At 48.3% G+C, this 20,847-nt stretch carries 21 protein-coding genes and 1 riboswitch; of the genes, 8 read left to right on the top strand and 13 right to left on the bottom strand.

Translation table 11 applies throughout. From position 1 onward, the window contains the following. Positions 1-82 precede the first annotated feature (82 nt). Positions 83-1,672 (top strand): lysine--tRNA ligase, encoded by a 1,590-nt coding sequence (locus OIR97_RS03395; protein ID WP_169546269.1) that lies wholly within the window; start codon positions 83-85, stop codon positions 1,670-1,672. A gap of 51 nt (positions 1,673-1,723) precedes the next feature. Here OIR97_RS03395 and OIR97_RS03400 read toward each other — a convergent pair whose 3' ends face one another. Then, positions 1,724-2,569 carry a branched-chain amino acid aminotransferase gene (locus tag OIR97_RS03400; RefSeq protein WP_169546270.1) on the bottom strand — a complete coding sequence of 282 codons (846 nt, stop codon included), beginning with the start codon at positions 2,567-2,569 and terminating at the stop codon, positions 1,724-1,726. Positions 2,570-2,734: 165 nt separating this feature from the next. On the opposite strand from OIR97_RS03400, the gene OIR97_RS03405 reads away from it, so the two are divergent. Together OIR97_RS03405 and OIR97_RS03410 are read left to right on the top strand one after the other, a co-directional pair. Then, complete coding sequence (locus OIR97_RS03405; RefSeq protein WP_169546271.1) at positions 2,735-3,082, top strand: DUF952 domain-containing protein; 348 nt, start codon at positions 2,735-2,737, stop codon at positions 3,080-3,082. A 9-nt stretch (positions 3,083-3,091) separates the two neighbouring features. Further along, positions 3,092-4,153, top strand: a complete 1,062-nt coding sequence (locus OIR97_RS03410) for a quinone-dependent dihydroorotate dehydrogenase (RefSeq protein WP_169546272.1) — start codon at positions 3,092-3,094, stop codon at positions 4,151-4,153. On the opposite strand, the gene OIR97_RS03415 is transcribed toward OIR97_RS03410, so the two are convergent. Continuing rightward, a complete protein-coding gene (locus OIR97_RS03415; protein ID WP_169546273.1) occupies positions 4,150-4,698 on the bottom strand; it encodes a cupin domain-containing protein in 549 nt (182 codons plus the stop codon). The two genes, OIR97_RS03410 and OIR97_RS03415, sit on opposite strands and share 4 nt — an antisense overlap. A 156-nt stretch (positions 4,699-4,854) precedes the next feature. Between OIR97_RS03415 and OIR97_RS03420 the strand changes: the two genes are divergently transcribed. The 3 genes from OIR97_RS03420 (at position 4,855) to OIR97_RS03430 (ending at position 8,516) form a co-directional block, all read left to right on the top strand. Next, complete coding sequence (locus tag OIR97_RS03420) at positions 4,855-6,180, top strand: aspartate aminotransferase family protein (protein WP_169546274.1); 1,326 nt, start codon at positions 4,855-4,857, stop codon at positions 6,178-6,180. Positions 6,181-6,208: 28 nt separating this feature from the next. Next, on the top strand, positions 6,209-7,327 hold the full coding sequence (gene ald, locus OIR97_RS03425; RefSeq protein ID WP_169546275.1) for an alanine dehydrogenase: 1,119 nt from the start codon (positions 6,209-6,211) through the stop codon (positions 7,325-7,327). Positions 7,328-7,493: 166 nt separating this feature from the next. Next, positions 7,494-8,516, top strand: a complete 1,023-nt coding sequence (locus OIR97_RS03430; RefSeq protein ID WP_169546276.1) for a Fe(3+) ABC transporter substrate-binding protein — start codon at positions 7,494-7,496, stop codon at positions 8,514-8,516. A gap of 112 nt (positions 8,517-8,628) precedes the next feature. Here OIR97_RS03430 and OIR97_RS03435 read toward each other — a convergent pair whose 3' ends face one another. From OIR97_RS03435 to OIR97_RS03465, 7 genes are all read right to left on the bottom strand, one after another. Next, the gene (locus tag OIR97_RS03435; RefSeq protein ID WP_169546277.1) at positions 8,629-9,132 is read right to left on the bottom strand and encodes a GNAT family N-acetyltransferase; all 504 of its coding nucleotides are present in this window, start codon (positions 9,130-9,132) and stop codon (positions 8,629-8,631) included. Positions 9,133-9,183: 51 nt separating this feature from the next. Continuing rightward, positions 9,184-10,122, bottom strand: coding sequence for an alpha/beta hydrolase (locus OIR97_RS03440; RefSeq protein WP_169546278.1), 939 nt, complete (start codon positions 10,120-10,122; stop codon positions 9,184-9,186). Further along, entirely contained in the window at positions 10,119-10,727 is a 609-nt protein-coding gene (locus OIR97_RS03445) for a 2-hydroxychromene-2-carboxylate isomerase (RefSeq protein WP_169546279.1), read from the bottom strand. Before OIR97_RS03445 ends, OIR97_RS03440 begins: the two co-directional genes overlap by 4 nt. A 98-nt stretch (positions 10,728-10,825) precedes the next feature. Then, the gene (locus OIR97_RS03450) at positions 10,826-11,455 is read right to left on the bottom strand and encodes a response regulator transcription factor (RefSeq protein ID WP_267177838.1); all 630 of its coding nucleotides are present in this window, start codon (positions 11,453-11,455) and stop codon (positions 10,826-10,828) included. A 189-nt stretch (positions 11,456-11,644) separates the two neighbouring features. Further along, positions 11,645-12,775, bottom strand: coding sequence for a DUF2336 domain-containing protein (locus OIR97_RS03455; RefSeq protein ID WP_169546281.1), 1,131 nt, complete (start codon positions 12,773-12,775; stop codon positions 11,645-11,647). 118 nt (positions 12,776-12,893) lie between these two features. After that, positions 12,894-14,222, bottom strand: a complete 1,329-nt coding sequence (locus OIR97_RS03460) for a deoxyguanosinetriphosphate triphosphohydrolase (RefSeq protein ID WP_169546282.1) — start codon at positions 14,220-14,222, stop codon at positions 12,894-12,896. Between the two features lie 101 nt (positions 14,223-14,323). After that, entirely contained in the window at positions 14,324-14,674 is a 351-nt protein-coding gene (locus OIR97_RS03465) for a hypothetical protein (protein WP_169546283.1), read from the bottom strand. 67 nt (positions 14,675-14,741) lie between these two features. On the opposite strand from OIR97_RS03465, the gene OIR97_RS03470 reads away from it, so the two are divergent. Both OIR97_RS03470 and OIR97_RS03475 read left to right on the top strand, forming a co-directional pair. Next, entirely contained in the window at positions 14,742-15,107 is a 366-nt protein-coding gene (locus OIR97_RS03470; RefSeq protein WP_169546284.1) for a response regulator, read from the top strand. A gap of 81 nt (positions 15,108-15,188) precedes the next feature. Then, positions 15,189-15,330: riboswitch (FMN riboswitch) on the top strand. A gap of 87 nt (positions 15,331-15,417) precedes the next feature. Continuing rightward, the gene (locus tag OIR97_RS03475; RefSeq protein WP_169546285.1) at positions 15,418-15,933 is read left to right on the top strand and encodes a 6,7-dimethyl-8-ribityllumazine synthase; all 516 of its coding nucleotides are present in this window, start codon (positions 15,418-15,420) and stop codon (positions 15,931-15,933) included. A 45-nt stretch (positions 15,934-15,978) separates the two neighbouring features. On the opposite strand, the gene OIR97_RS03480 is transcribed toward OIR97_RS03475, so the two are convergent. The 4 genes from OIR97_RS03480 to OIR97_RS03495 form a co-directional block, all read right to left on the bottom strand. Further along, entirely contained in the window at positions 15,979-17,517 is a 1,539-nt protein-coding gene (locus OIR97_RS03480) for an AMP-binding protein (RefSeq protein ID WP_169546286.1), read from the bottom strand. Positions 17,518-17,527: 10 nt separating this feature from the next. Next, positions 17,528-18,694, bottom strand: a complete 1,167-nt coding sequence (locus OIR97_RS03485; protein ID WP_169546287.1) for an acyl-CoA dehydrogenase family protein — start codon at positions 18,692-18,694, stop codon at positions 17,528-17,530. Between the two features lie 141 nt (positions 18,695-18,835). After that, a complete protein-coding gene (locus tag OIR97_RS03490; protein ID WP_169546288.1) occupies positions 18,836-20,143 on the bottom strand; it encodes a TRAP transporter large permease in 1,308 nt (435 codons plus the stop codon). Next, positions 20,143-20,829: a TRAP transporter small permease gene (locus OIR97_RS03495; RefSeq protein ID WP_169546289.1), complete on the bottom strand. Its 687-nt coding sequence runs from the start codon at positions 20,827-20,829 to the stop codon at positions 20,143-20,145. Before OIR97_RS03495 ends, OIR97_RS03490 begins: the two co-directional genes overlap by 1 nt. Positions 20,830-20,847: the final 18 nt, after the last annotated feature.

Raw genomic sequence — 20,847 nt, forward strand, 5'->3', positions numbered from 1 at the left:
GGCCTTGAAAATCATTTGCGGACGTTGACGTTATGACTTTGTACGCCTAAATTCCGCCGACCACAAATATGGAGATTAAAAAATGTCATCGGATGCCGAAATCGCACTGTCTAGCAACTCCTGGGCGTTTGTCGAGGCAAAGAAACTTGCAGACCGTTATGCGAAGGAAGCACCCAAGAAGGGCTACGTGCTGTTTGAAACTGGCTACGGACCTTCAGGGCTGCCCCATCTGGGGACATTTGGAGAGGTTGCGCGTACGTCTTGGGTGCGTCATGCTTTCTCGCTTCTGTCCGATATTCCAACGCGTCTGATCGCCTTTTCAGATGATATGGATGGTTTGCGAAAAGTACCGGACAATGTGCCGAACAAAGAGATGCTAACGGATGCCCTTGATAAGCCTCTGACACAGGTGCCGGATCCATTTGGTACCCATAACAGTTTTGGCGAACATAATAATGCGCGGCTTCAAGCTTTTCTCGATCAGTTTGGCTTTGAGTATGAGTTCCGCTCGTCCACTGAATGCTATAAATCCGGCGAATTTGATGAAACCCTGAAGCTGGTTCTGGAAAAGTATGACGATGTTATCAATGTCATTCTGCCGACACTCGGCCCTGAACGCCGGGCGACCTATTCACCGTTCCTGCCAATTTGTCCGCGGACTGGGAAAGTCCTGCAGGTTCCGATCATTGAACGGGATGTTGAGGCTGCAACGGTCACTTACAATGACCCTGAAACAGGTGACGCCGTAACGGTTCCTGTAACAGGTGGTCATTGCAAATTGCAGTGGAAAGTCGATTGGGCCATGCGCTGGCATGCCTTGGAAGTTGATTATGAAATGGCGGGCAAGGACTTGATCGATAGTGTTACGCTGTCGAGTAAAATTGTCCGTATTCTGGGTAAAAAACCACCAGAAGGGTTTAACTATGAACTCTTTCTCGACCAAGAGGGTAAGAAAATATCCAAGTCCAAGGGGAACGGGATTACCATTGAAGAATGGTTGACCTATGCGTCTCCTGAAAGCCTGGCTCTTTATATGTATCAAAATCCAAAAAAGGCGAAACGCCTGCATTTTGACGTCATTCCCAAAGCCGTCGATGAATATTATACGTTTGTTGAAAAATTTGCGGGTCAGGAAGCCAAGCAACAATATGCCAACCCTGTTTGGCATATTCATGGTGGAAAACCACCGCAGGAAGCCATGCCAATCACGTTTGGCATCCTGCTAAATCTTGCGGCTGTCGTAAATGCGGATGATCCTTCCGTTTTATGGGGCTTTATTACCCGTTATGCGGATGGGGCCACACCAGAAAACAATCCGGCGCTGGATAAGCTGGTGGGGTATGCCGTTTCTTATTACAAGGATTTCGTCAAGCCAGCTAAGAAGTATCGCCTGCCTGATGAGCAGGAAGCGGCTGCGATGAAGGATCTGGTCGACGGATTGAAAAAACTGGAACCTGGCACAGAAGGCTCTGAAATCCAGAATATGGTTTTTCAGGTTGGAAAAGACAACGGTTTTGAAAATCTTCGGGCTTGGTTTCAGGCTTTGTACGAAACTCTGCTTGGCCAATCACAGGGCCCGCGTATGGGATCGTTCATTTCCTTATATGGCGTTGATGAAATGGTTACGCTGATTGAACGGGTTTTATCCGGTGAAGATCTGGGCGCTGCGTGAGGCGCGAAAGAGATTAAAGAAAAGGCCGCTGGAATGCGGCCTTTTTTGTGATTAAAAAATCTGACTGGCTTTCGAGAAGTCCATATACATGTCACGAAGTTTGGCGGCGACTGGGCCGGGTTGCAATTCCCGGTCTTCAATGCGGGTGACCGGCATGACCTTGCCAAAATTGCCGCTATTGAAAACTTCATCAGCAGACCGAATATCGTCTGGTGTCATATAGGTTTCCACGACCTCAATATCCGCGGCTTCAGCCAGCTTCTTAACGCGGGCGCGGGTGATGCCAGCAAGGAAACATCCCGTGGGCGCGGGTGTAAAAGCAACCCCGTCTTTCACCGTCCAGATGTTGGACGTTGCAAATTCTGCGACATTGTTGTTTGCATCCAGCATAATGGCGTTATCAAAACCAAGACTTCTGGCATGGGCCACAGCCCGTCCTGAATTTGGATACAGGCAGGAGGCTTTTGCATTGGTTGGCGCCATATTGCTTGCGGGCCGTTGATACGGTGAAAAATGCGCTGAAAAACCGCTGAATTCGGGCATCGGCTGATCATAAACAGCAAGAATAAATTCTGCGCTATCCGGGTCTGGATCAATAAAACCACCGCGTGCGAAATACATCGGGCGAATATAGAGTTCTGATTCTTTTGGCAATTTGCGAATGGCAGTTTTGCAAAGCTCAATGACTTCCCCGGCTTCCAGAGTTGGTTTCATACCAAGCGCCTCTGCTGAACGGCCCAGTCGCTCGCAATGCAGATCCAGATCTGGGGCCATACCCTGAAAGGATCGTGCCCCATCAAACACAGAAGAAGACATCCAAAAAGCATGATCCGCAGGACCAAGAACACGTGGATTCTCGTCGTGCCAGTCACCGTTGTAGAAATATACGCCTGCCATTATGCAAAATTCCTATTCGAAAAATATTGGGATATAAGGAGTCCCTTACCAGATATAACAGGTCCCACGCAAGGAAAGTCAGCAACGTTGACCAAAATGAGCGGCGACCTTCCTGTTCAAAGGAGATAATATCGGTTAGATTGGGCAACCTTTCAAACAGACAGGATGACCATGACTTTAATTTATCATATGGCAGATAGCAACGAATGGGAGGCTGCGCAAAATGCAGGCGTCTATTTGGGAACTGAAAATGACAAAAAAGACGGTTTTATTCACTTCTCGACGGCAGAAACAGTGGTGGAAAGCGCCGCCAAGCATAGAGCCGGTGAACCAAATCTGTTGCTGATTACAGTCGAGTCAGATGCGTTGGGCATGGCACTTAAATGGGAGGAGGCCCGAGGCGGTGCCCTGTTTCCCCATTTATATGGTCCTTTAAAAATGTCCGATGTCATGAAAGTGGAAGACCTGCCACTTGGCCCGGACGGTCTTCACAAATTTCCTCCTGTTTACTAAGGACGACCAATGTCCCTCTACTCAGTTTTGTCGCCGCTTTTATTCACACTGGATGCAGAAAAAGCGCACAAGCTATCTATCATGGGCCTGAAAATGGGAGTGCTGAAAAGCGCTCCTTCGACCCACGATCCGGTATTGCAAACCAGTGTTTTTGGCCTTTCATTTCCCTCTCCGATCGGGCTGTCGGCAGGATATGACAAAAATGGTGATGTGCTGGATGCTTTGCTGGGGCTTGGCTTTGGTTTTGTCGAAGCAGGAAGCGTGACCCCGAAGCCTCAGCCTGGCAACCCGAAGCCCCGCGTTTTTCGGTTGCGAGAAGATAAGGCGGTCATCAATCGACTGGGTTTTAACAATGAAGGACTTGATGTCGCGGCCAGCAATTTTGCAGCACCAAGGCGTGCCGGTATCGTCGGGGCCAATTTGGGGGCGAATAAAGAGAGTGAAGACCGTATCGGTGATTACGTGACAGGGTTGAAGCGGTTGGCACCTCTTGCTGATTATGTGACAGTGAATATCTCATCCCCCAACACACCGGGGCTTCGGGCCTTGCAGGGCAAGGGGGAACTGGAAGATCTTTTGGGGCGCTTGATGCAGGCCCGTCAGGATATCCCGCCCGTGGGTAAGCCTGTCCCGTTGTTATTGAAAATTGCTCCGGATCTGACGGATGAGGATAAATCGGATATTGCAGAGGTTGCGCTGCAATCCAAATTGGACGGCCTGATTATCAGCAATACAACGATCACCCGTCCGGATGATCTGCGCAATCACCAACGAACAGAAGTAGGTGGACTGAGCGGAAGACCATTGAAGGCTCTTTCCCTCAATCTGTTGAAGGATATGCGTATTGCAACCGCGGGGGAAATACCGTTGGTGGGCGTCGGTGGTATTAGTAGTGCAGAAGATGCGTATGAGCGTATTCTTGCCGGTGCTTCCCTTGTTCAGTTCTATTCAGCGATGGTGTATGAGGGGCCGTATCTGGCCGTTAAAATGGCTGAGGGACTTGCCGGGCTTTTACGGGCCGACGGTTATAAATCGGTTGCTGATGCGGTTGGGGCTGGCAACCCGCTTTAGAAGCTGGCCGGTGTACAGGCGCTGACCACAATCGCGGCTTCGTCACCGATGCATTTGAACCGATGAGGGTGATGGCTTTCGAAATAAAAAGCATCCCCTGCCTTCAGGACCTTTCTTTCTGCGCCGACTGTGATTTCCAGTTTTCCCTTAATGATAACGCCGGCTTCTTCGCCCTGATGGCTGAGCATGTTGCGTCCTGTATCCGCACCGGGTGGATAGGTTTCATGCAAAACCTGCAGTGCTTTTCCCGTGAGGTCTCGGCCAACCTGTTTATATTCGATTTTGCCTTCAGAAATCCGCGTCAGTTCATCTTTTGAGTAAAAAATCTTCCGGCGAGAGGAAAAGTCGCTGGCAAAGAAATCTGACATTGGAATGGGGAACCCATCGAGGACCTTTTTCAATGAGCCAACCGATGGACTGGATCGGTTTTGTTCAATCATGGAAATCGTACCATTTGTGACGCCCGCACGTTTCGCCAGTTCTCGCTGTGACAGGCCGTATTGAGCTCTTAAGGAGCGTAGCCGTGCGCCGATATCAATATCCATCCAAAGGCTCCATGATTCTAAATAGTGTTTATTATTTTAAACATGGAAATCAGGATGAAAAGCGGAAAGTGGCTGTTTTCTTGGTTTTCATTTTTTTCTTGTGCTGTTTAAGGCAGTTGATACCGTTCGTTTCAATAACTTAACTGGGAGACTGCAATGTCTAGTTCAAACGCTGTGCCAAACAATCTGGATGCTTTCTGGATGCCGTTCACTGCCAACCGGCAATTTAAATCCAACCCCCGTATGCTCGTTAGCGCAAAAGGGATGCATTATACGAATGCAGAAGGCGGTCAGGTGCTTGACGGCACTGCAGGCCTTTGGTGCTGCAATGCAGGTCACGCAGAGCCCCGTATTGTCGAGGCGGTCAGCAAACAGATTGCTGAAATGGACTATGCTCCAGCCTTTCAGATGGGGCACCCAAAAGTATTTGAACTTGCTGCTCGCGTTTCAGCAATGTTGCCCAACGGATTGGATCATATCTTTTTTACGAATTCAGGATCTGAATCAGTAGATACGGCCCTGAAAATCGCTTTGGCCTATCACCGGGCGCGCGGCGAAGGGACGCGGACACGGTTTATTGGTCGCGAACGTGGCTATCATGGTGTTGGGTTCGGCGGAATAACCGTTGGTGGTATCGTTTCCAATCGCAAAACCTTTGGACCGTTGCTGGCCGGAGCCGATCATCTCCCACATACCCATATTCCTGAAAAGAACGCCTATACACGGGGTTTGCCTGAATATGGAACGGAACTTGCTGATGAATTGGAAAAACTGGTTACATTGCATGACGCGTCTAATATTGCGGCCGTCATTGTTGAGCCGGTAGCGGGTTCAACCGGCGTTATCATGCCACCAAAAGGCTATCTGGAGCGCTTGCGCAAGATATGTGATAAACACGGTATACTGCTTATTTTTGATGAAGTGATTACTGGTTTCGGTCGCTTGGGATCCGCTTTTGCGACTGATTATTTCGGCGTTCAACCTGATTTAATCACGATGGCCAAGGGTCTGACAGGCGGGACTATTCCAATGGGTGCGGTCGCCTGCTCCAAAACCATCTATGACACCTTCATGGATGCGCCTGATAATATGATCGAACTGTTCCACGGCTATACTTATTCCGGTCATCCTGTGGCAGCGGCTGCGGGTCTTGCCGCGCTGGACTGTTATCAGGAAGAAGGATTGTTTGAGCGGGCGAACGGGTTGGCACAATATTGGGAAGATGCGGTTCATTCTCTTAAAGGGTGCCCTCATGTGATTGACCTTCGGAATTTGGGCCTGATCGGTGCAATCGAATTAGAGCCAATTGAAGGGAAACCAACCGCGCGCGCATTTGAGGCTTTCTTGAAATGCTATGAAAAAGGCGTTCTAATTCGCACGACCGGTGACATTATCGCCCTGTCACCTCCGTTAATTATCGAAAAAGAGCATATCGATCAAATCTTTGACACAATCAGAACCGTTCTCAGCGAGATCGCCTAATTCAACTTTATTTTCAGGAGATGGTAAAATGTTAATTGGTGTTCCCGCGGAGATTAAAACTCTGGAATCCCGCATTGGTATGACCCCCGGTGCGGTGCGTGAAGCTGTGTCATCGGGCCATGCGGTAATGGTTCAAAAGGATGGGGGGTTAAAGATTGGCCTGACCAATGAAGATTATTCAAAAGCTGGCGCCAAGATTGTCGAAACAGCGGAAGAGATCTTTGCTAAGGCTGAAATGATTGTAAAAGTGAAAGAGCCGCAGCCAAATGAATGTGCCATGCTTCGTGAAGGGCAGTTGTTATTTACTTATCTGCACCTGGCGCCAGACCCGCAACAAACAGAAGCACTTCTGAAATCGGGCTGCGTGGCGATTGCCTATGAAACGGTGACAAGCCCACGCGGCGGCCTGCCTTTGCTGGCCCCGATGAGCGAAGTTGCTGGCCGTATGTCCATTCAGGCGGGTGCTCATTGTCTTGAGATGCGTCAAGGCGGAGAAGGAGTTCTGCTGGGCGGCGTTCCAGGTGTTCCTGCCGCTAATGTTGTTGTTCTGGGCGGCGGTGTTGTGGGGATCAACGCGGCAAGAATGGCAATGGGAATGGGCGCAAATGTGACTGTTCTGGACAATTCATTGGCCCGTCTTGGTGAATTGGATGGTCTGTATGGTCCGCAGTTGAAAACCATTTATTCCAGCGTGGATACAGTTGATGAATATGTAACGCAGGCGGATCTTGTGATCGGTGCGGTTCTAATTCCAGGAGCCGCGGCGCCCAAGCTGGTTAATACTGATCATTTGAAAAAAATGAAGAACGGTTCCGTCGTTGTAGATGTGGCGATCGATCAGGGTGGATGTTTTGAAACATCGCGGGCAACAACCCATCTTGAACCAACCTTCAATGTTGACGGTGTTGTTCACTATTGTGTCGCTAATATGCCGGGTGGTGTTGCCCGAACGTCCACTTTCGCCCTTAACAATGCAACAATGCCTTTTACCTTGGCGTTGGCAAATAAAGGTTATAAGCAGGCATTGAAAGACAACCCTTATCTTGCAGAAGGCCTCAACGTTCATTGCGGGAAACTGACCAATGAAGCTGTCGCTCGCGATTTGGGAAAAAGCTATGTGCCTGTAACAGAGGTACTGGCAGCGTAAACACGTCGGATTACTAAAGACAAAAAAGGGGGTGGCACCACCGTCCCCTTTTTTTTTACGCCTTTAGTTGCGAACGATACTCATAATCAGTTGCTTTGGGAATGGGAAGATGTTAAGACGGGCTAGTAATTGATAATAATTCTTAATAGTAATTAAAGGAACTCCAATGCGCCTTTCAGCCTATTTTCTTGCGGCTTCTGCTGCTGTCGCCGGTCTGACGGCTTCTGCAACTGCGTATGCTAAGGAAGTAAATCTGTATTCCTACCGCCAGGAAAAATTGATTCGACCCATTCTGGATGAATTCGAGAAAGAAACCGGCATTAAAGTTAATGTTGTTTTTGCGAAAAAAGGAATGTTGGAACGGTTGAAATCTGAAGGCATGAACAGTCCTGCAGATGCGATCCTGACAACAGACATCAGCCGCCTGAAAGCGCATAAAGATGCTGGTGTTCTACAGTCGGTTTCTTCTGACAAGCTTGCACAGAATATACCAGCTCAATACAGGGATCCTGCAGGTGTTTGGTATGGCCTGACAGTTCGAAGCCGTGTCATTTACTATGCAACAGATCGGGTTAAGCCTTCAGAACTTTCAACCTATGAAGATCTTGCGGATTCAAAATGGAAAGGCCGTATTTGCGTTCGCTCTTCCAGCAATGTGTACAATCAGTCCATGCTGGCGGCTATGATCGCCCATAAGGGATCGGCTGAAGCGGAAAAATGGGCCGCGGGCATCAAGGAAAATCTTGCACGGAAGCCTCAAGGGGGTGACCGGGATCAGATTAAAGCCGCGGCTGCCGGTGAGTGTGATGTTGCAATCGGCAATACTTATTATTACGGCAAAATGCAGAATGCCAAGGACAAGGTTCAGTTGGACGCTGTGAAAAAGGTCGCCATGTTCTGGCCTAACCAGGAAGATCGGGGGGCGCATGTGAATATTTCAGGTGCTGCGGTTACGAAATCTGCAAAAAATAAGGCTGAAGCCATAAAGTTGATTGAGTTTTTGTCTGATACAAAAGCACAGGAATTTTATGCATCGTCCAACTATGAATATCCAGTCAAACAAGGAGTAAAGCTGGATAAAACCGTCGCGGGCTGGGGGAACTTTAAGGCTGATGCGATTGGTTTGGATAAAGTCGCGGCTGAACAGGTCGAAGCTGTTAAAATCTTTGACCGTGTTGGCTGGCGCTAGTTGTTGATCAATAGAGCCTGATCAAGGGCTGCAGGTGTTAGATCCTGCAGCCCTTTTTGTTCTGTATTCATTGTAACCACGGGGGAATTTTGCGGTAAAGCCGGGAGGACGCTTAGGAAAATGCTGAATGATAACTTACAGTTCCAGTGGGTACACAACGCCCAAAGGGACGCACCATGAAGTAGTCAGCGGGCACATCGGGAAGTGTCAGTTTGATCGACGTTGTGAACCCAAAACGACTGTAGAAGCCAGGTTCTCCCAACAGAACACATCCATTGGCCTTTGAGTCTTCGATGCGGCGCAGTCCATTTTTTATAAGACCAGAACCAATGCCTATATTCTGATAATCCGGGTCAACGGAGACTGGGCCAAGACCGACCCAATCCAGCGAATCACCATTTATTGTTACTGGCGAAAATGCAATATGGCCAACGACCGTTCCGGATACTTCCGCAACGAGCGACAAGGTCAAGGCAGACTGATCTCTTAGTCTTTGAACGATAAGATGCTCTTTTTGATCACTATGAGGGTGTTTTTCAAAGGCCCTTTTGATGATATCGGTAATCGTGGCGGCATCTTTATGGGTTTCCTCACGGAAAATAACTTCTTCTCTCATAAACTAAATCCGGTCCAACGGAATGAATTGCCAAATTCTGAGCGCGTGTCCTTAGCGTTTAAAAGCCCGCTGTAAATACGTTACCCCTTCATCAATGGCGACTTGAGCCGTATCGATGGCACCACCAAGATTAATGAAACCATGGATCATGCCGGGATAATCAGTATAGGCCGCTTTACTGCCTTCTGCGCTCATTCTGTCGGCATAGGCCTTTCCTTCATCCTTCAAAGGGTCAAACCCGGCTGTCTGAATAAGCGCGGGCGGAAGGTTTGCAAGTGAGTCGGCTATTAAAGGGGAGGCACGCCAGTCGCTCCGATCGTCAGCCCTCCGTAAATAATGATTTTGAAACCAGGTCATAAGAGCATTTGTCAGAAAATATCCGTCAGCAAAATCCCGATGAGAAGCAGTTTGCATTTCCATGTTTGTCGCAGGGTAGATAAGCCATTGTGCGGTCGGGCTCTGTATTGAATTATCCCGCGCAAGCAGACTGATTACGGCACTTATGTTGCCGCCAGCACTGTCGCCGCCAACGGCAATGCGGGATGGGTCGCCACCATGGTCTTTGATCGAGGCAATTGTCCATTGGTAGGCAGCATAGGCGTCTTCTATGGCCGCAGGAAATTTCGCTTCTGGCCCCATCCGATAGTCAACGGACAGAACGATAAAGGGACCCTGATTACTTATTATTCGGCAAAGCGCATCATGTGTATCGGGGCTTCCAACCACCCATCCGCCACCATGGTAGTAAACCAGAACCGGCAGTTTCTCAGAGGCGTCTACAGGGGTATACAGGCGGATCGGTATCGCGCCGTTCGGGCCGTCAATTGCAAGGTCGGTGATGCCTCCTGTGGGTACGTCTTTTTTCGTCAGCTTGACCGCCCTTTTTTCATAGGCGGCTTTGGCTTCGGTTGCTGTCATCTCTTCAAACGGGGGTGCGCCTATCTGCTCGGCGATATCCAGAACCCATTTTGCCTGCGGGTCCAAATTCATGGCTTGGTGACTTTCTCTAATTTTTTTTCAACAAAGACCAGCCTGTCCTGCCCCCAAAATATTTCATCATCAATGACGTAACTTGGAGCGCCGAACACCCCTTTCTTTATCGCGTCCAGCGACAGTTGTTCATACTGAGACTGAATCTCTGCAGACTGTCCAGCCGAGAAAAGGGTCTGTCCATCAAGGCCTTGATCATTGGCCACCTGAATGACGGTTGCATCGTCTGTGATATCCTTCTCTTCCACCCAGACGGCCTTTAAATATGCGCTGGCAAGATCAAGGACATTCCCGCCCTCTGCTTTCAAGGCCATACAAACAAGAGCGGCCTTTGTATGTGGAACCGGAAAAAATTTAGGGTCAAGATTAAGAGGCATATTCAGTTCCTCTCGCCACCGTTTGAGTTCCTGATATCGATAGGCCCGCCGTTCCGGTGACCGCTTTGGCAGAGGAAGCCCGCCTGTGGCACTGAAAATTGTGGTAAACTCAGCCGGACAAAAATTGACTGTTGCGCCATGTTTTTTCGCGAGAGCACAAAAACGATCATGCCCGAAATAGGTCCAGGGGGAGGAAAGGCTCGCGTAATAATCAATAGTGATGGTCATCAAATACCCTGCCGTTCTTGTTATTTGTTTGTGCGCCGATTTTGATATCAAAGCTATTCTGGCCTGCAGCTTGTCGTTTGTCTAGGCTCAGTTGCGTTTCATTTTTTGGACGGCTTTTCAGATGCGTGGCCCGCTAGCAACATGGCTTGGGTCCGGTTTTTTACACCGAGCGCTTTAAAAATTGCCGTAACATGGACTTTTACGGTTCCCTCTGACAAGCCAAGAATTTGGGCGATTTCACGATTTCTTTTGCCATCGGCAATCAGGTTGAGTACATCCGCTTGACGGTTTGTCAGCCCTTGCGTTTTCAAAAAACTGTTCGCGTTTTCTTTCAATGACAGTGGCTTTACATTCTGCGTTATTCGGGCTGGGCCGTGTAAAATAGGTTTCAAAATATCAACATAGGTTTGTTTGGACGCCGTGGTTGCGATAATTTTGTTAAAGGATGCAAGCCGTGCGTCTGTTGTTCCTTGATAGGAAGGGTCGCTGGTGAGGGCCAGAACCGTCGTTTCCGGATAGTCGGACCGAAAAGAATTGAGCGACTGGAACCCCTCTCCCTGAAGAATTTCAACACTGACGATAATCAAGTCATATGAAAATGCCATCAGCAATTCCATCAGCTCTTTATAGCGGCTGCTTTCATCAATTGTTAGCGGTTGCGGACTGACTTCTTTCAGAACAGAAATAAGTCCGAAACGAAATAGGTCTTGTTTGTCAGCGACAAGCACACGCAATTTGTCTGTTCCTTCTCTTCATTGATTGTGGTTGGACGTCAATTATGGACAATTTTCGGGAATTGATCATTGTTACTGACAGTGCCTTTAACGCCAGTTTTTACGTTATTGTAGTTCCAATAAATGTCTTGATGTTAGCAGCCTACCCTGTTGGGGCATTTCGGCTTTTTTATGGCAGGTCATTTAAGGGCCCCCTCCAATAGTGATATTGGGATGAGGGAGGAGTTTTTCCAGCAGATTCTCCATCGAAATCGTTTCGTCAAAATTGTAAGCACGGGCGATCTTCTGGATCATTGCTCCTTGTTTACTGCGGACATTGCTATGTGGGTGCTGGGACTTCATTTTCGCACTTTCCTGTAATGCGGTCTTGTAAGCCAGATAAAGATAGGGGGGAAGCTCTGCTTTTTCGTAGAGACGTTTCAGGCCCAGAGGTCCTCTGTCAGAAACGAGGGCCGTTACCCGACGAATAGATATACCAGAGACGAGCGACAGGCCAATTGTGAAGAAGGTCAGGTCATTTTCCAGCAGGCTCCGCAGGATGAGGGTAGGCGATAAGCGTCCGTCCGCGAAGAGCTGCCTTCCGGCCTTTTGTTTGTCGATTAAGCTGTTCCGGCGTTTTATCTGGTCATATAGCGTTTTTTCCTGAGCATTTGTCATGATCCGTGTCGCGACTTCTTCAGGGATCGGATAGGTCTGAAACAGTTTTTCTTTTAGTTCTTCGGAAATAATGTGACTGAGTTGGTTGATTGTTTCCGTTGGCAGGTGGGGGCGTTTCACAATGAGTTCATGGATTTCATCGTCGTGGGTGAATCGAATAATGATATTGTTAAAACCATGGCGCCCGATTGTCGCCGTTTCATTATCCAGACATGTAACAATGGCATCGTAACAGCCAAATTCGGCTATTGCATCGGTCACTGTTTCACTTAACTCGGAGCGCGAGGCAATCGCCACTTGACGTATATCCTCTGCATATTTGAGGATTTGGATAAGAATGCGATCCTCTAGAACGGTAGAGTTTTTCAAAATTGGCAGGGAAACGCTATTTATATCCATTGCGAGTTGCATGGCGATTTCTTTGGGTAAATCAGGATAGCTTTGAACTTGTTCTGCAATAGCTTGCCGAACATCTTCTTCGATGTCATTGACGAGAAAAGCCAGCAGTTGTTCGGCCAGTTTGTAGTCATCTGCATCCATTGTCCCGGACGCGAAGTCATGCGCCACTGTTCTGGCCGTTGTCACGCGGGACGAAACGGTCATTGTGCTGAACAGATTTTCAATCCGCTCTCCAATATTGGGATCACGGTAATGCATTAAAGGACCACCCCTTCTGAAAGGAGAAAAGAAATTAAGCGTTACCTAAATTAACAAAAATGTATTAATGAATTCATAAGGGCCCGCGTTCAGGTAGTTCAAAAAAAATTAATTACTACTAAATGTAGCCTTTTAGGTCTTTGAACTGCCGAACGGCAAAAGAGTCTGTCATACCAGAGACAAAATCTGTCATCTCCAGAAGCCATTCATAACGTGGTTTCTTTTCCTTATCGGGAAAGAGGTTCAAAATCACATGGGAACGTGGTGAAAGCTTTGTTCCATTTGCGTCGAAGGCTTCCCATTCCAGATTGGCTGTAAACAGAGCGTCTAGAATAGAGGTGAGAATTTCAGACCCTCTCAATTCTGCCTGTATCCGTTCCTTATGATTAAAAATATGTCTTTTACATAGATTTTCAATCTCTGAAAAAATGGATGCATTTGATGAATGGTGGAGTAAATCCCCTTTGTAGTTTCCCTCCAGAATGACCTTTTCATTATCAGCAAAAATCTGCGAAACTTCGCCGATCAGATGGCCGATGCATTTTGCCCTCAGATAGGAAATTTTCTCAGACTTCTCAGTGAGCTCAGTATATCGATGCGGAGCATTCCCTAAAATACGGAGCATAATGTCTTCTGTTTCGGCAAATTCGAGGCGGCCCAGTTTAAAACCATCCTCAATATCGACAACCGAATAGCAGATATCGTCAGCGGCTTCGACCAGATAGGTCAGTGGATGCCGGCACCAGTAACTTTCATGGCCCCTTTGAATAAGGCCAAGATCAGATGCAATCTCTTTAAAGCTGTCCAGTTCGGATTGCATAATTCCAAATTTTTTCCCCGCGTAATCATCTTCGATCAGGTTGCTGACACTTGAAATCCGGGGATATTTCATAAACGTGCCTAAGGTGGCATAGGTCAGGCGAAGCCCTCCATTATTCCGCCAGTTTTGCAGCTTGGTCAGGATGCGAAACCCTTGGGCATTGCCTTCAAATTCAAGGAAATCCCGTTGCTCGGCGTCTGTCAGTTCGTCCAGATGCCCCTGTTTCAAGGGACCGGTTTCAAACCAGTGGCGCATAGTATCCTCACCAAAGTGACCAAAAGGCGGGTTTCCAATGTCATGGGCAAGGCAGGCTGCAGAGACAATATGGCCAAATTCTGCAGGAGTGTAGTTTGTCCCCTTAAGATATCGGTCAATGATAACCTGTCCGGCGTTGGCTCCCAAAGATCGGCCGACCGATGCGACTTCCATCGAATGGGTAAGGCGGGTCCGGACATAATCGCTTTCAATGAGGGAATGAACCTGCGTTTTGTCCTGAAGCCTGCGGAACGCTGAGGAAAAAACGATTCGGTCCTGATCTTTATGAAAGGGACTGCGAGACGCCGAAATGGGATCTATAGTGTCCTGACTGAACCGTTTGGTTGAAAGGAGCTTGTTCCAATCCATCATCGTATATTTCTTTCTCGATTTCGTTGCCGGCCATCTAGTAAGGCACAGGTTATATGTAGGTTAGGTTCCATATTCTTAACAGGGGCTTATCTCGAATACGTTTATGAACCCCAGCCTGGGTAAGTCACAATCAAATCTGCAAAAAGCTCACGGTTTCCGCGATCCATTGAGTGAATCATTTTACCAAGACTACCGATCCCTTCGTTGAAAATGTCATCTGCATACCGCCCATCCCAAAGTGCAACCAGCAAAATTAACATGCGACGTTGGGCGTGAGAGAGTTTCAAACCACCATCCGAAGCCTTGTCAGCGCGTATGCTTTCTAAATCCGGTGTCAGATCAAAATGATCTTTTGCCGTGTCTATCTTGCCGGTTTTTGATAAAAAATACCGGTTTAGTTGATTATAATTAATTGCTTCTTTAACAATTATGGTGAATTCTTCTTCAGACATTGAAGACTCCCATCCGCGTAACGTAATGTATCGTGGGAGAAGGTATGGAAAGACAGTCAGTAAAGCAATGAGTGAAAAACGTGCGTTAATCATTGATGATGAGAAGATGTTTGCCGATTTTGTCCGTCAGGTTGCTGAAGGCTTGGGCTATGAAGTCAGTGTGACAGATCAGGCGGATGTGTTTAAAGAATCGTATCTTAGCTTCAAGCCGACCGTAATTATTCTGGATATGGTTATGCCGGGTGTCGAGGGGATTGAACTGGTAAACTGGCTCGCGGAGCAGGGCTGTGACGCCAAGATCATGGTCGTTACGGGATATAATCCTCACTATGTTGACTTCGCTAAAACCATTGGAAGCGCTAAAGGGCTGGTCTCCGTTCAAAGTTATACCAAACCTATCAGTCTTGCTGATCTGCGAGCCGCTCTTTCTTAAGCCATTGCAGCATTTTTGCTCTCTTGATAATTCCTCCTTTATATGGAAAGATATAGTCAATATTACCTCTCGATGAGGGTGTAATGTTCTCAGGGCAGGGTGAAAGTCCCTACCGGCGGTAATGGTCTTCGGATCAAAGCCCGCGAGCGCCTGTTATGCAGGGTCAGCAGATCTGGTGTGAATCCAGAGCCGACGGTTATAGTCCGGATGGAAGAGAACAGACTAATGAAGGCTAGCAGGCTTGTATCTGCGGCAGCGTTCATGGTTTCTTGCCTTGAGTTTTTGATAGTCACTAACACAAGGCAAAAAAATGATCCAAGATAATAAAAAATCGTCTGGTGTCCTGTCTCAGGTCAAAAGCTCATCCCGAAAAATAGCGATAATTCAGGCAAACTGGCATATCGATATTGTTTCAAAAGCGAGCCAGTCTTTCACTGATGATATGGTGAAAGGCGGAATAGACGCGCAGGACATCACAGTATTTGATGTGCCGGGAAGTTTGGAAATCCCTCTGATGGCACAAAAAATTATAGCAACCGGACAATATGACCTGGTTATGGCCACTGGCTTGATCGTGGATGGTGGCATTTACCGTCATGATTTTGTTGCGGCGACTGTTCTGGAAGGCATGATGCGGGTCCAGCTTGATAGCGGCGTTCCTGTTCTTTCTGTCGTTTTGACACCGCATAATTTTCAGGAAGTTCCGGCGCATATGGACTTTTACCGAGACCACTTTGTCCTTAAAGGCCAAGAAGCCGCTAACGCAGCCCTTCAGACGTTGAAGAATATGGCCATATTCGATGACACCGCCCGGTTGGCCTCCTAACCGTTCCTGAGCAATGCCCGGCGGGCGCGAACGGTGCTCAATGTATCAGGCCGGTACGACGCCTTTCTGCCAGTATCGATCTTTTAAAAGTCGTTTATAGAGTTTCCCCGTTGGATGACGGGGAAGCTCTTTCTCGAAATCGATGGATCTCGGACATTTGACGTGACTTATTTTACTCCGGCAGAATTCGGTCAGCTCTGCGGCAAGGTCCGGTGTTGCTTCTGACCATTCAACTGGTTGGATGACAGCTTTGACTTCTTCACCAAAATCTTCATTCGGTACGCCAAATACGGCCGCATCATAGACTTTTGGGTGCGTAATCAGAAGATCTTCAATTTCTTGAGGATATATATTCACGCCCCCTGAAATAATCATGTAACTCTTTCGGTCGGTCAAAAAGAGAAAACCATCATCGTCAATATATCCAACGTCTCCTAACGTGCTCCACCCTTTGCTATTGTAGTTCTCGGCGGTCCGTTCCGGATCATTGTGATAGGAAAAATCCTTTCCGTCAGAAAAATAGATTGTTCCGGTTTCGCCGTTTGGCAATTCTTCGCCATCCTCACCAACAATATGAAGTGTGCCAATAACAGCCCGGCCCACCGTACCGGGATGCGCAAGCCATTCTTGTGGGTTGACGGTACAGTACCCATTGCCTTCGGTTCCCCCGTAATATTCGTGAATAATAGGGCCCCACCAGTCCATCATCTTTTGTTTGACGGCTTGTGGGCATGGGGCGGCAGCGTGAATTGCGACCTCGAGGCTGCTAACATCATATTTAAGGCGTATTTCTTCGGGCAACTTGAGCATTCTGACAAACATGGTAGGGACAAGTTGGCCATGGGTGATTTTGTACTGCTCTACCAGTTTAAGATATTCTTCCGCATCGAAATTTTCCATAATGATACAGGTTGCCCCAAAACGCTGTACCCGCATGTTGTATCGCAGTGGTGCCGCATGATATAGCGGTGCCGGCGACAGGTAGCGTACGTCCTGATGAAAGCCGTAGAGCCCTTTCAGTACATTGTAGAGGTTATCTTCCGAGCCGATCGGATTTCCAATTTCGGCGGGCTTAATCCCCTTGGGTTTGCCTGTTGTCCCCGATGAATACAGCATATCAGCGCCTTCACATTCATCAGCAAGCGGCGTGTTGGGGAAATTGGAAATTTCGGTTTCATACGATAAGTAGCCCGGCCGTGTATCATCCAGCATTAGCCAGGTGTCGACGGAATTGACGGAGTTTATCAACGCGTCTGCCAAATCAGCTTTGGCTGCTGAGGTGATGAAAAGCCGTGCGCCACAATCTTTAACAATGTAACTGGCTTCATCTGCTGAAAGCCGCGAAGAAATCGCTGTGTAATATAGGCCCGCCCGCTGTGCCGCCCAGCAAATTTCAAGAAACCGGCTATGGTTTTCCATTAAGAAGGCAATATGGCTTCCGATCTCAAGTCCTAACGACCGAAAATATTGGGCCGTACGGTTGGACCGCTCGTCCAACTCCTTGTAAGTGATTGTCTCTCCTGAACCTGCCATAATGATGGCGGGCTTGTTGGGTGTGCGATGTGCAAAGTCCCGGATATGCATACGCTTTCTCCTAGTAAGACTTCGGTAAACCAAGGGCCTTTTCGGCGATGTAGCATAAAATCAACTGAGGACTCACCGGAGCGATCCGGCAAATCATGACTTCGCGCATCAGCCTTTCAACCGTAAATTCTTTTGCATATCCAACACCGCCATGGGTCATGACCGCCTGTGTGCACGCTTTGAAACCAGCCTCACCTCCTAAATATTTAGCCGCATTGGCATAGGTGCCGGATTCTTCGCCATTGTCATACAGGTAAGCGGCTTTCATCGCCATGAGCAGGGCCGCTTCCAGTTCCATCCAATTTTCGGCGAGAGGATGTTGAATACCCTGATTTTGACCAATCGGGCGACCGAATACTTCCCGTTCAGCTGCGTAAGAGGCGGCCCGTTTCAGCGCGTTCATGCCAAGACCGACCCCTTCAACGCCCACCAGCACTCTTTCCGGATTTAAGCTGTGCAGGAGGTAATAAAAGCCTTTGCCTTCTTCCCCGATCAAGTCCTCTTCCGGAATGGGCAGGTCGTTAATGAAAACCTCATTGGAATCAACTGATTTTCGGCCCATCTTTTCGATAACGCGGACATCACAATATTCACGGTTCAGATCCGTAAAAAACAATGAGAGACCATCCGTTGATTTTTTACAGTCCTCTTTCGGGGTTGTTCGGGCAAGCAGCATGATCTTGTCGGCTTCCTGACCGGTTGTTGTCCACATTTTCTGGCCATTGGCGATATAATGATTACCGTTTTTCACTGCGCGGGTTTGCAGGCTGGTCGTGTTCAGACCGGCATTGGGTTCGGTGACGCCAAAACAGGATTTGATTTCCCCTTTGATCAGGGGTGGCAAAAACCGGTTTTTCTGTTCTTCGTTGCCAAAGACAACGATGGGGTGAGGGCCGAATATATTGATGTGAATGGAGGACGCCGCCGACATACCCCCTGATGATTTGGCAACTTCGTGCATCATTATGGCCGCTTCTGTCACGCCTAATCCCGCACCGCCATATTCTTCCGGCATTGTGATACCAAGCCATCCAGCATCAGCCATTGCTTTGTGAAAATCGTTGGGAAACTCGCCGGTTCTATCCCTGTCTCGCCAATAGGCATCGTCAAAACGGCTGCATAAGGCCGCTACATTGTCGCGGATGGCTTCTTGTTCTTCAGACAACGAAAAATCCATTGGAAAGTCTCCATTTTTTATTATTTTTTGATTGTTTTCAGACTGCCTGAATTCTTGTGGTTTCGCAAGGGTATCTAACAGGACAAAAAAAACGCCCGACAGGGAATGCCGGGCGTTTTATGTCTCTGGATCAATCTATGGCTAATTCAGCATTTGCTGCGGCAGCCAAAGGATGAGAGATGGGAAGGCGATAAACAGCGCGACCGTCAGAACGTCCGCGACAAAGAACGGCCCGATCCCGCGGAACACGTCCGCTAAGGGGATATCCGGTCGAACCCCATTAACGACATAACAGTTCAATCCGATCGGTGGTGTAATCAAGCAGATTTCAACCATCTTAACGACGATGATACCAAACCAGATTGGATCATAACCCAGTCCAATAACCGCCGGATATACAACTGGCAATGTTAAAAGAAGCATACCGATTGCATCCATAAACATACCCAGAATTGCATACCCACACAGGATCATGACAATGATCATGGTTGGCGGCAGGGGAAGCCCTAAAATCCACTCGGCAAACGCTTCAGGCAGGCCGGAAAAGCCCAGGAAGCGAACGAACACTAAAACGCCCCAAATAATCGAAAAGATCATTACGGACAGTTTTGCTGTTTCAAACAAAGCATCCTTGAGCGCTTTGGTGCGCATACCGTGTATCAGGGCCAGAATGAAGACCACAAACGCACCAAGTGCACCTGCTTCCGTCGGTGTTGCCCAACCGCCATAAATGGCACTGAAGATAATCGCAATAACCGCGACGATCGGCAATGTACCCGGCAGAGATTTCATTCGGTCAGAGAAGGTATATCCCCGGACAGGTGGGCCCAATTTTGGGTTCACGGTCGCCCGGCCCATGATGATCACGGCGTAGATTAACGCCGATACGATGCCGGGAATGAAACCGGCCAGCAAAAGGGCGCCAACGGATTGTTCCACGATAATGGCGTAAATCACCAGAATGGCGCTGGGAGGGATCAGGGATGCAAGCGTTCCGCCCGCGGCAACGACGCCGGCTGCAAGCCGTCTATCATATCCGGCTTTCAGCATCTCCGGGATGGCAACCCGGCTGAACACAGCCGCTGTTGCCGTACTTGCGCCCGAGACGGCAGCAAAACCACCAGCGGCGAAGACAGTCGCTACAGCCAGTCCGCCCGGAACCCAGCCAAACCATTTTTTGGCGGCATCAAAAGCAGACGTTGTAATGCCTGCGTGAAATGCCAAATACCCGATCAGGATGAACATTGGCAAAACACTAAGGGAATAGAGCGTCGATTTCGAATGGGGAATGGTTCCAACAATACCGGTTCCGGCGTCCCAGCCAATGATTGAAACAATGCCCAGCATGCCGACCATGGTGGCTGCGATATAGACGCGAACACCCAAGAACACCATCAACATAAGGGCGCCCATACCAATGACGCCAGTTGTGAGTGGATCAAGTTCCATTATTCTTCTCCTCCACTCTTATTTTTGTTTTTTCGTCTGTAATTTTCATCAAACCGAGCTTTTGCAGCGGCTTCTTCACCCAAAGCATCCGCAATTTCATGGCGGGCCTGTTCTTCCACATCTTCAATAACGGGAACAGCAATAATCTGGGCATAGGGGAAGATGAACAGTCTTATGAACCCGACAGTTTGAACGGCAAACCGAACCCACAAGACACAGAATGAAAGTGGAATGATTAATTTCGCTGGCCAGATTGGGAGCCCGATATCCATTGTGGAATCGCCAAACTCATAAGCGCGCATAAAATGCAGCCAGCTGTTTTCGATCAGGATCGTAATCACGAAAAGACCCACAATTGTGGCAAAAGCTTCAAAGAAATAAAGCATTCTTCCTTTGAATTTGGCCATGAACAAGTCCATACGAACGTGCCCGCCCAGACGCTGGCAGTAAGCGATGCCAAAAAAGGCAAAAACAACCATGCTCTGCTCAATGAAATCAATGTAACCCGGAATGGGCAAACTGAAGAATTTACGGCCAAATACCTGAGTTACACCAAGAAGCATAACGCCAAAGATGGCAATTGCCGAAAAAGCGTTGAGGATATTTTCGAACCTTGAAAACAAGCGATCAAAAGCAGCCAACGCCCCTGTCGGAGGCGGGCCCGAACTAGCATTTTGTGTGATCATGATGATATTTCAATAAAA

It is taken from the genome of Sneathiella aquimaris (assembly GCF_026409565.1).
Lineage (GTDB): Bacteria > Pseudomonadota > Alphaproteobacteria > Sneathiellales > Sneathiellaceae > Sneathiella > Sneathiella aquimaris.

Coding starts and splice junctions, on each gene's coding strand:
- OIR97_RS03405 (WP_169546271.1), top strand. CDS start 2,735: ATGACCATGACTTTAATTTATCATATGGCAGATAGCAACGAATGGGAG.
- OIR97_RS03415 (WP_169546273.1), bottom strand. CDS start 4,698: ATGGATATTGATATCGGCGCACGGCTACGCTCCTTAAGAGCTCAATAC.
- OIR97_RS03490 (WP_169546288.1), bottom strand. CDS start 20,143: ATGGAACTTGATCCACTCACAACTGGCGTCATTGGTATGGGCGCCCTT.
- OIR97_RS03445 (WP_169546279.1), bottom strand. CDS start 10,727: ATGACCATCACTATTGATTATTACGCGAGCCTTTCCTCCCCCTGGACC.
- OIR97_RS03475 (WP_169546285.1), top strand. CDS start 15,418: ATGATCCAAGATAATAAAAAATCGTCTGGTGTCCTGTCTCAGGTCAAA.
- OIR97_RS03485 (WP_169546287.1), bottom strand. CDS start 18,694: ATGGATTTTTCGTTGTCTGAAGAACAAGAAGCCATCCGCGACAATGTA.
- OIR97_RS03495 (WP_169546289.1), bottom strand. CDS start 20,829: ATGATCACACAAAATGCTAGTTCGGGCCCGCCTCCGACAGGGGCGTTG.
- OIR97_RS03465 (WP_169546283.1), bottom strand. CDS start 14,674: ATGTCTGAAGAAGAATTCACCATAATTGTTAAAGAAGCAATTAATTAT.
- ald (WP_169546275.1), top strand. CDS start 6,209: ATGTTAATTGGTGTTCCCGCGGAGATTAAAACTCTGGAATCCCGCATT.
- OIR97_RS03430 (WP_169546276.1), top strand. CDS start 7,494: ATGCGCCTTTCAGCCTATTTTCTTGCGGCTTCTGCTGCTGTCGCCGGT.
- OIR97_RS03435 (WP_169546277.1), bottom strand. CDS start 9,132: ATGAGAGAAGAAGTTATTTTCCGTGAGGAAACCCATAAAGATGCCGCC.
- OIR97_RS03470 (WP_169546284.1), top strand. CDS start 14,742: ATGAGTGAAAAACGTGCGTTAATCATTGATGATGAGAAGATGTTTGCC.
- OIR97_RS03480 (WP_169546286.1), bottom strand. CDS start 17,517: ATGCATATCCGGGACTTTGCACATCGCACACCCAACAAGCCCGCCATC.
- OIR97_RS03400 (WP_169546270.1), bottom strand. CDS start 2,569: ATGGCAGGCGTATATTTCTACAACGGTGACTGGCACGACGAGAATCCA.
- OIR97_RS03420 (WP_169546274.1), top strand. CDS start 4,855: ATGTCTAGTTCAAACGCTGTGCCAAACAATCTGGATGCTTTCTGGATG.
- OIR97_RS03455 (WP_169546281.1), bottom strand. CDS start 12,775: ATGCATTACCGTGATCCCAATATTGGAGAGCGGATTGAAAATCTGTTC.
- OIR97_RS03460 (WP_169546282.1), bottom strand. CDS start 14,222: ATGATGGATTGGAACAAGCTCCTTTCAACCAAACGGTTCAGTCAGGAC.
- OIR97_RS03440 (WP_169546278.1), bottom strand. CDS start 10,122: ATGAATTTGGACCCGCAGGCAAAATGGGTTCTGGATATCGCCGAGCAG.
- OIR97_RS03395 (WP_169546269.1), top strand. CDS start 83: ATGTCATCGGATGCCGAAATCGCACTGTCTAGCAACTCCTGGGCGTTT.
- OIR97_RS03410 (WP_169546272.1), top strand. CDS start 3,092: ATGTCCCTCTACTCAGTTTTGTCGCCGCTTTTATTCACACTGGATGCA.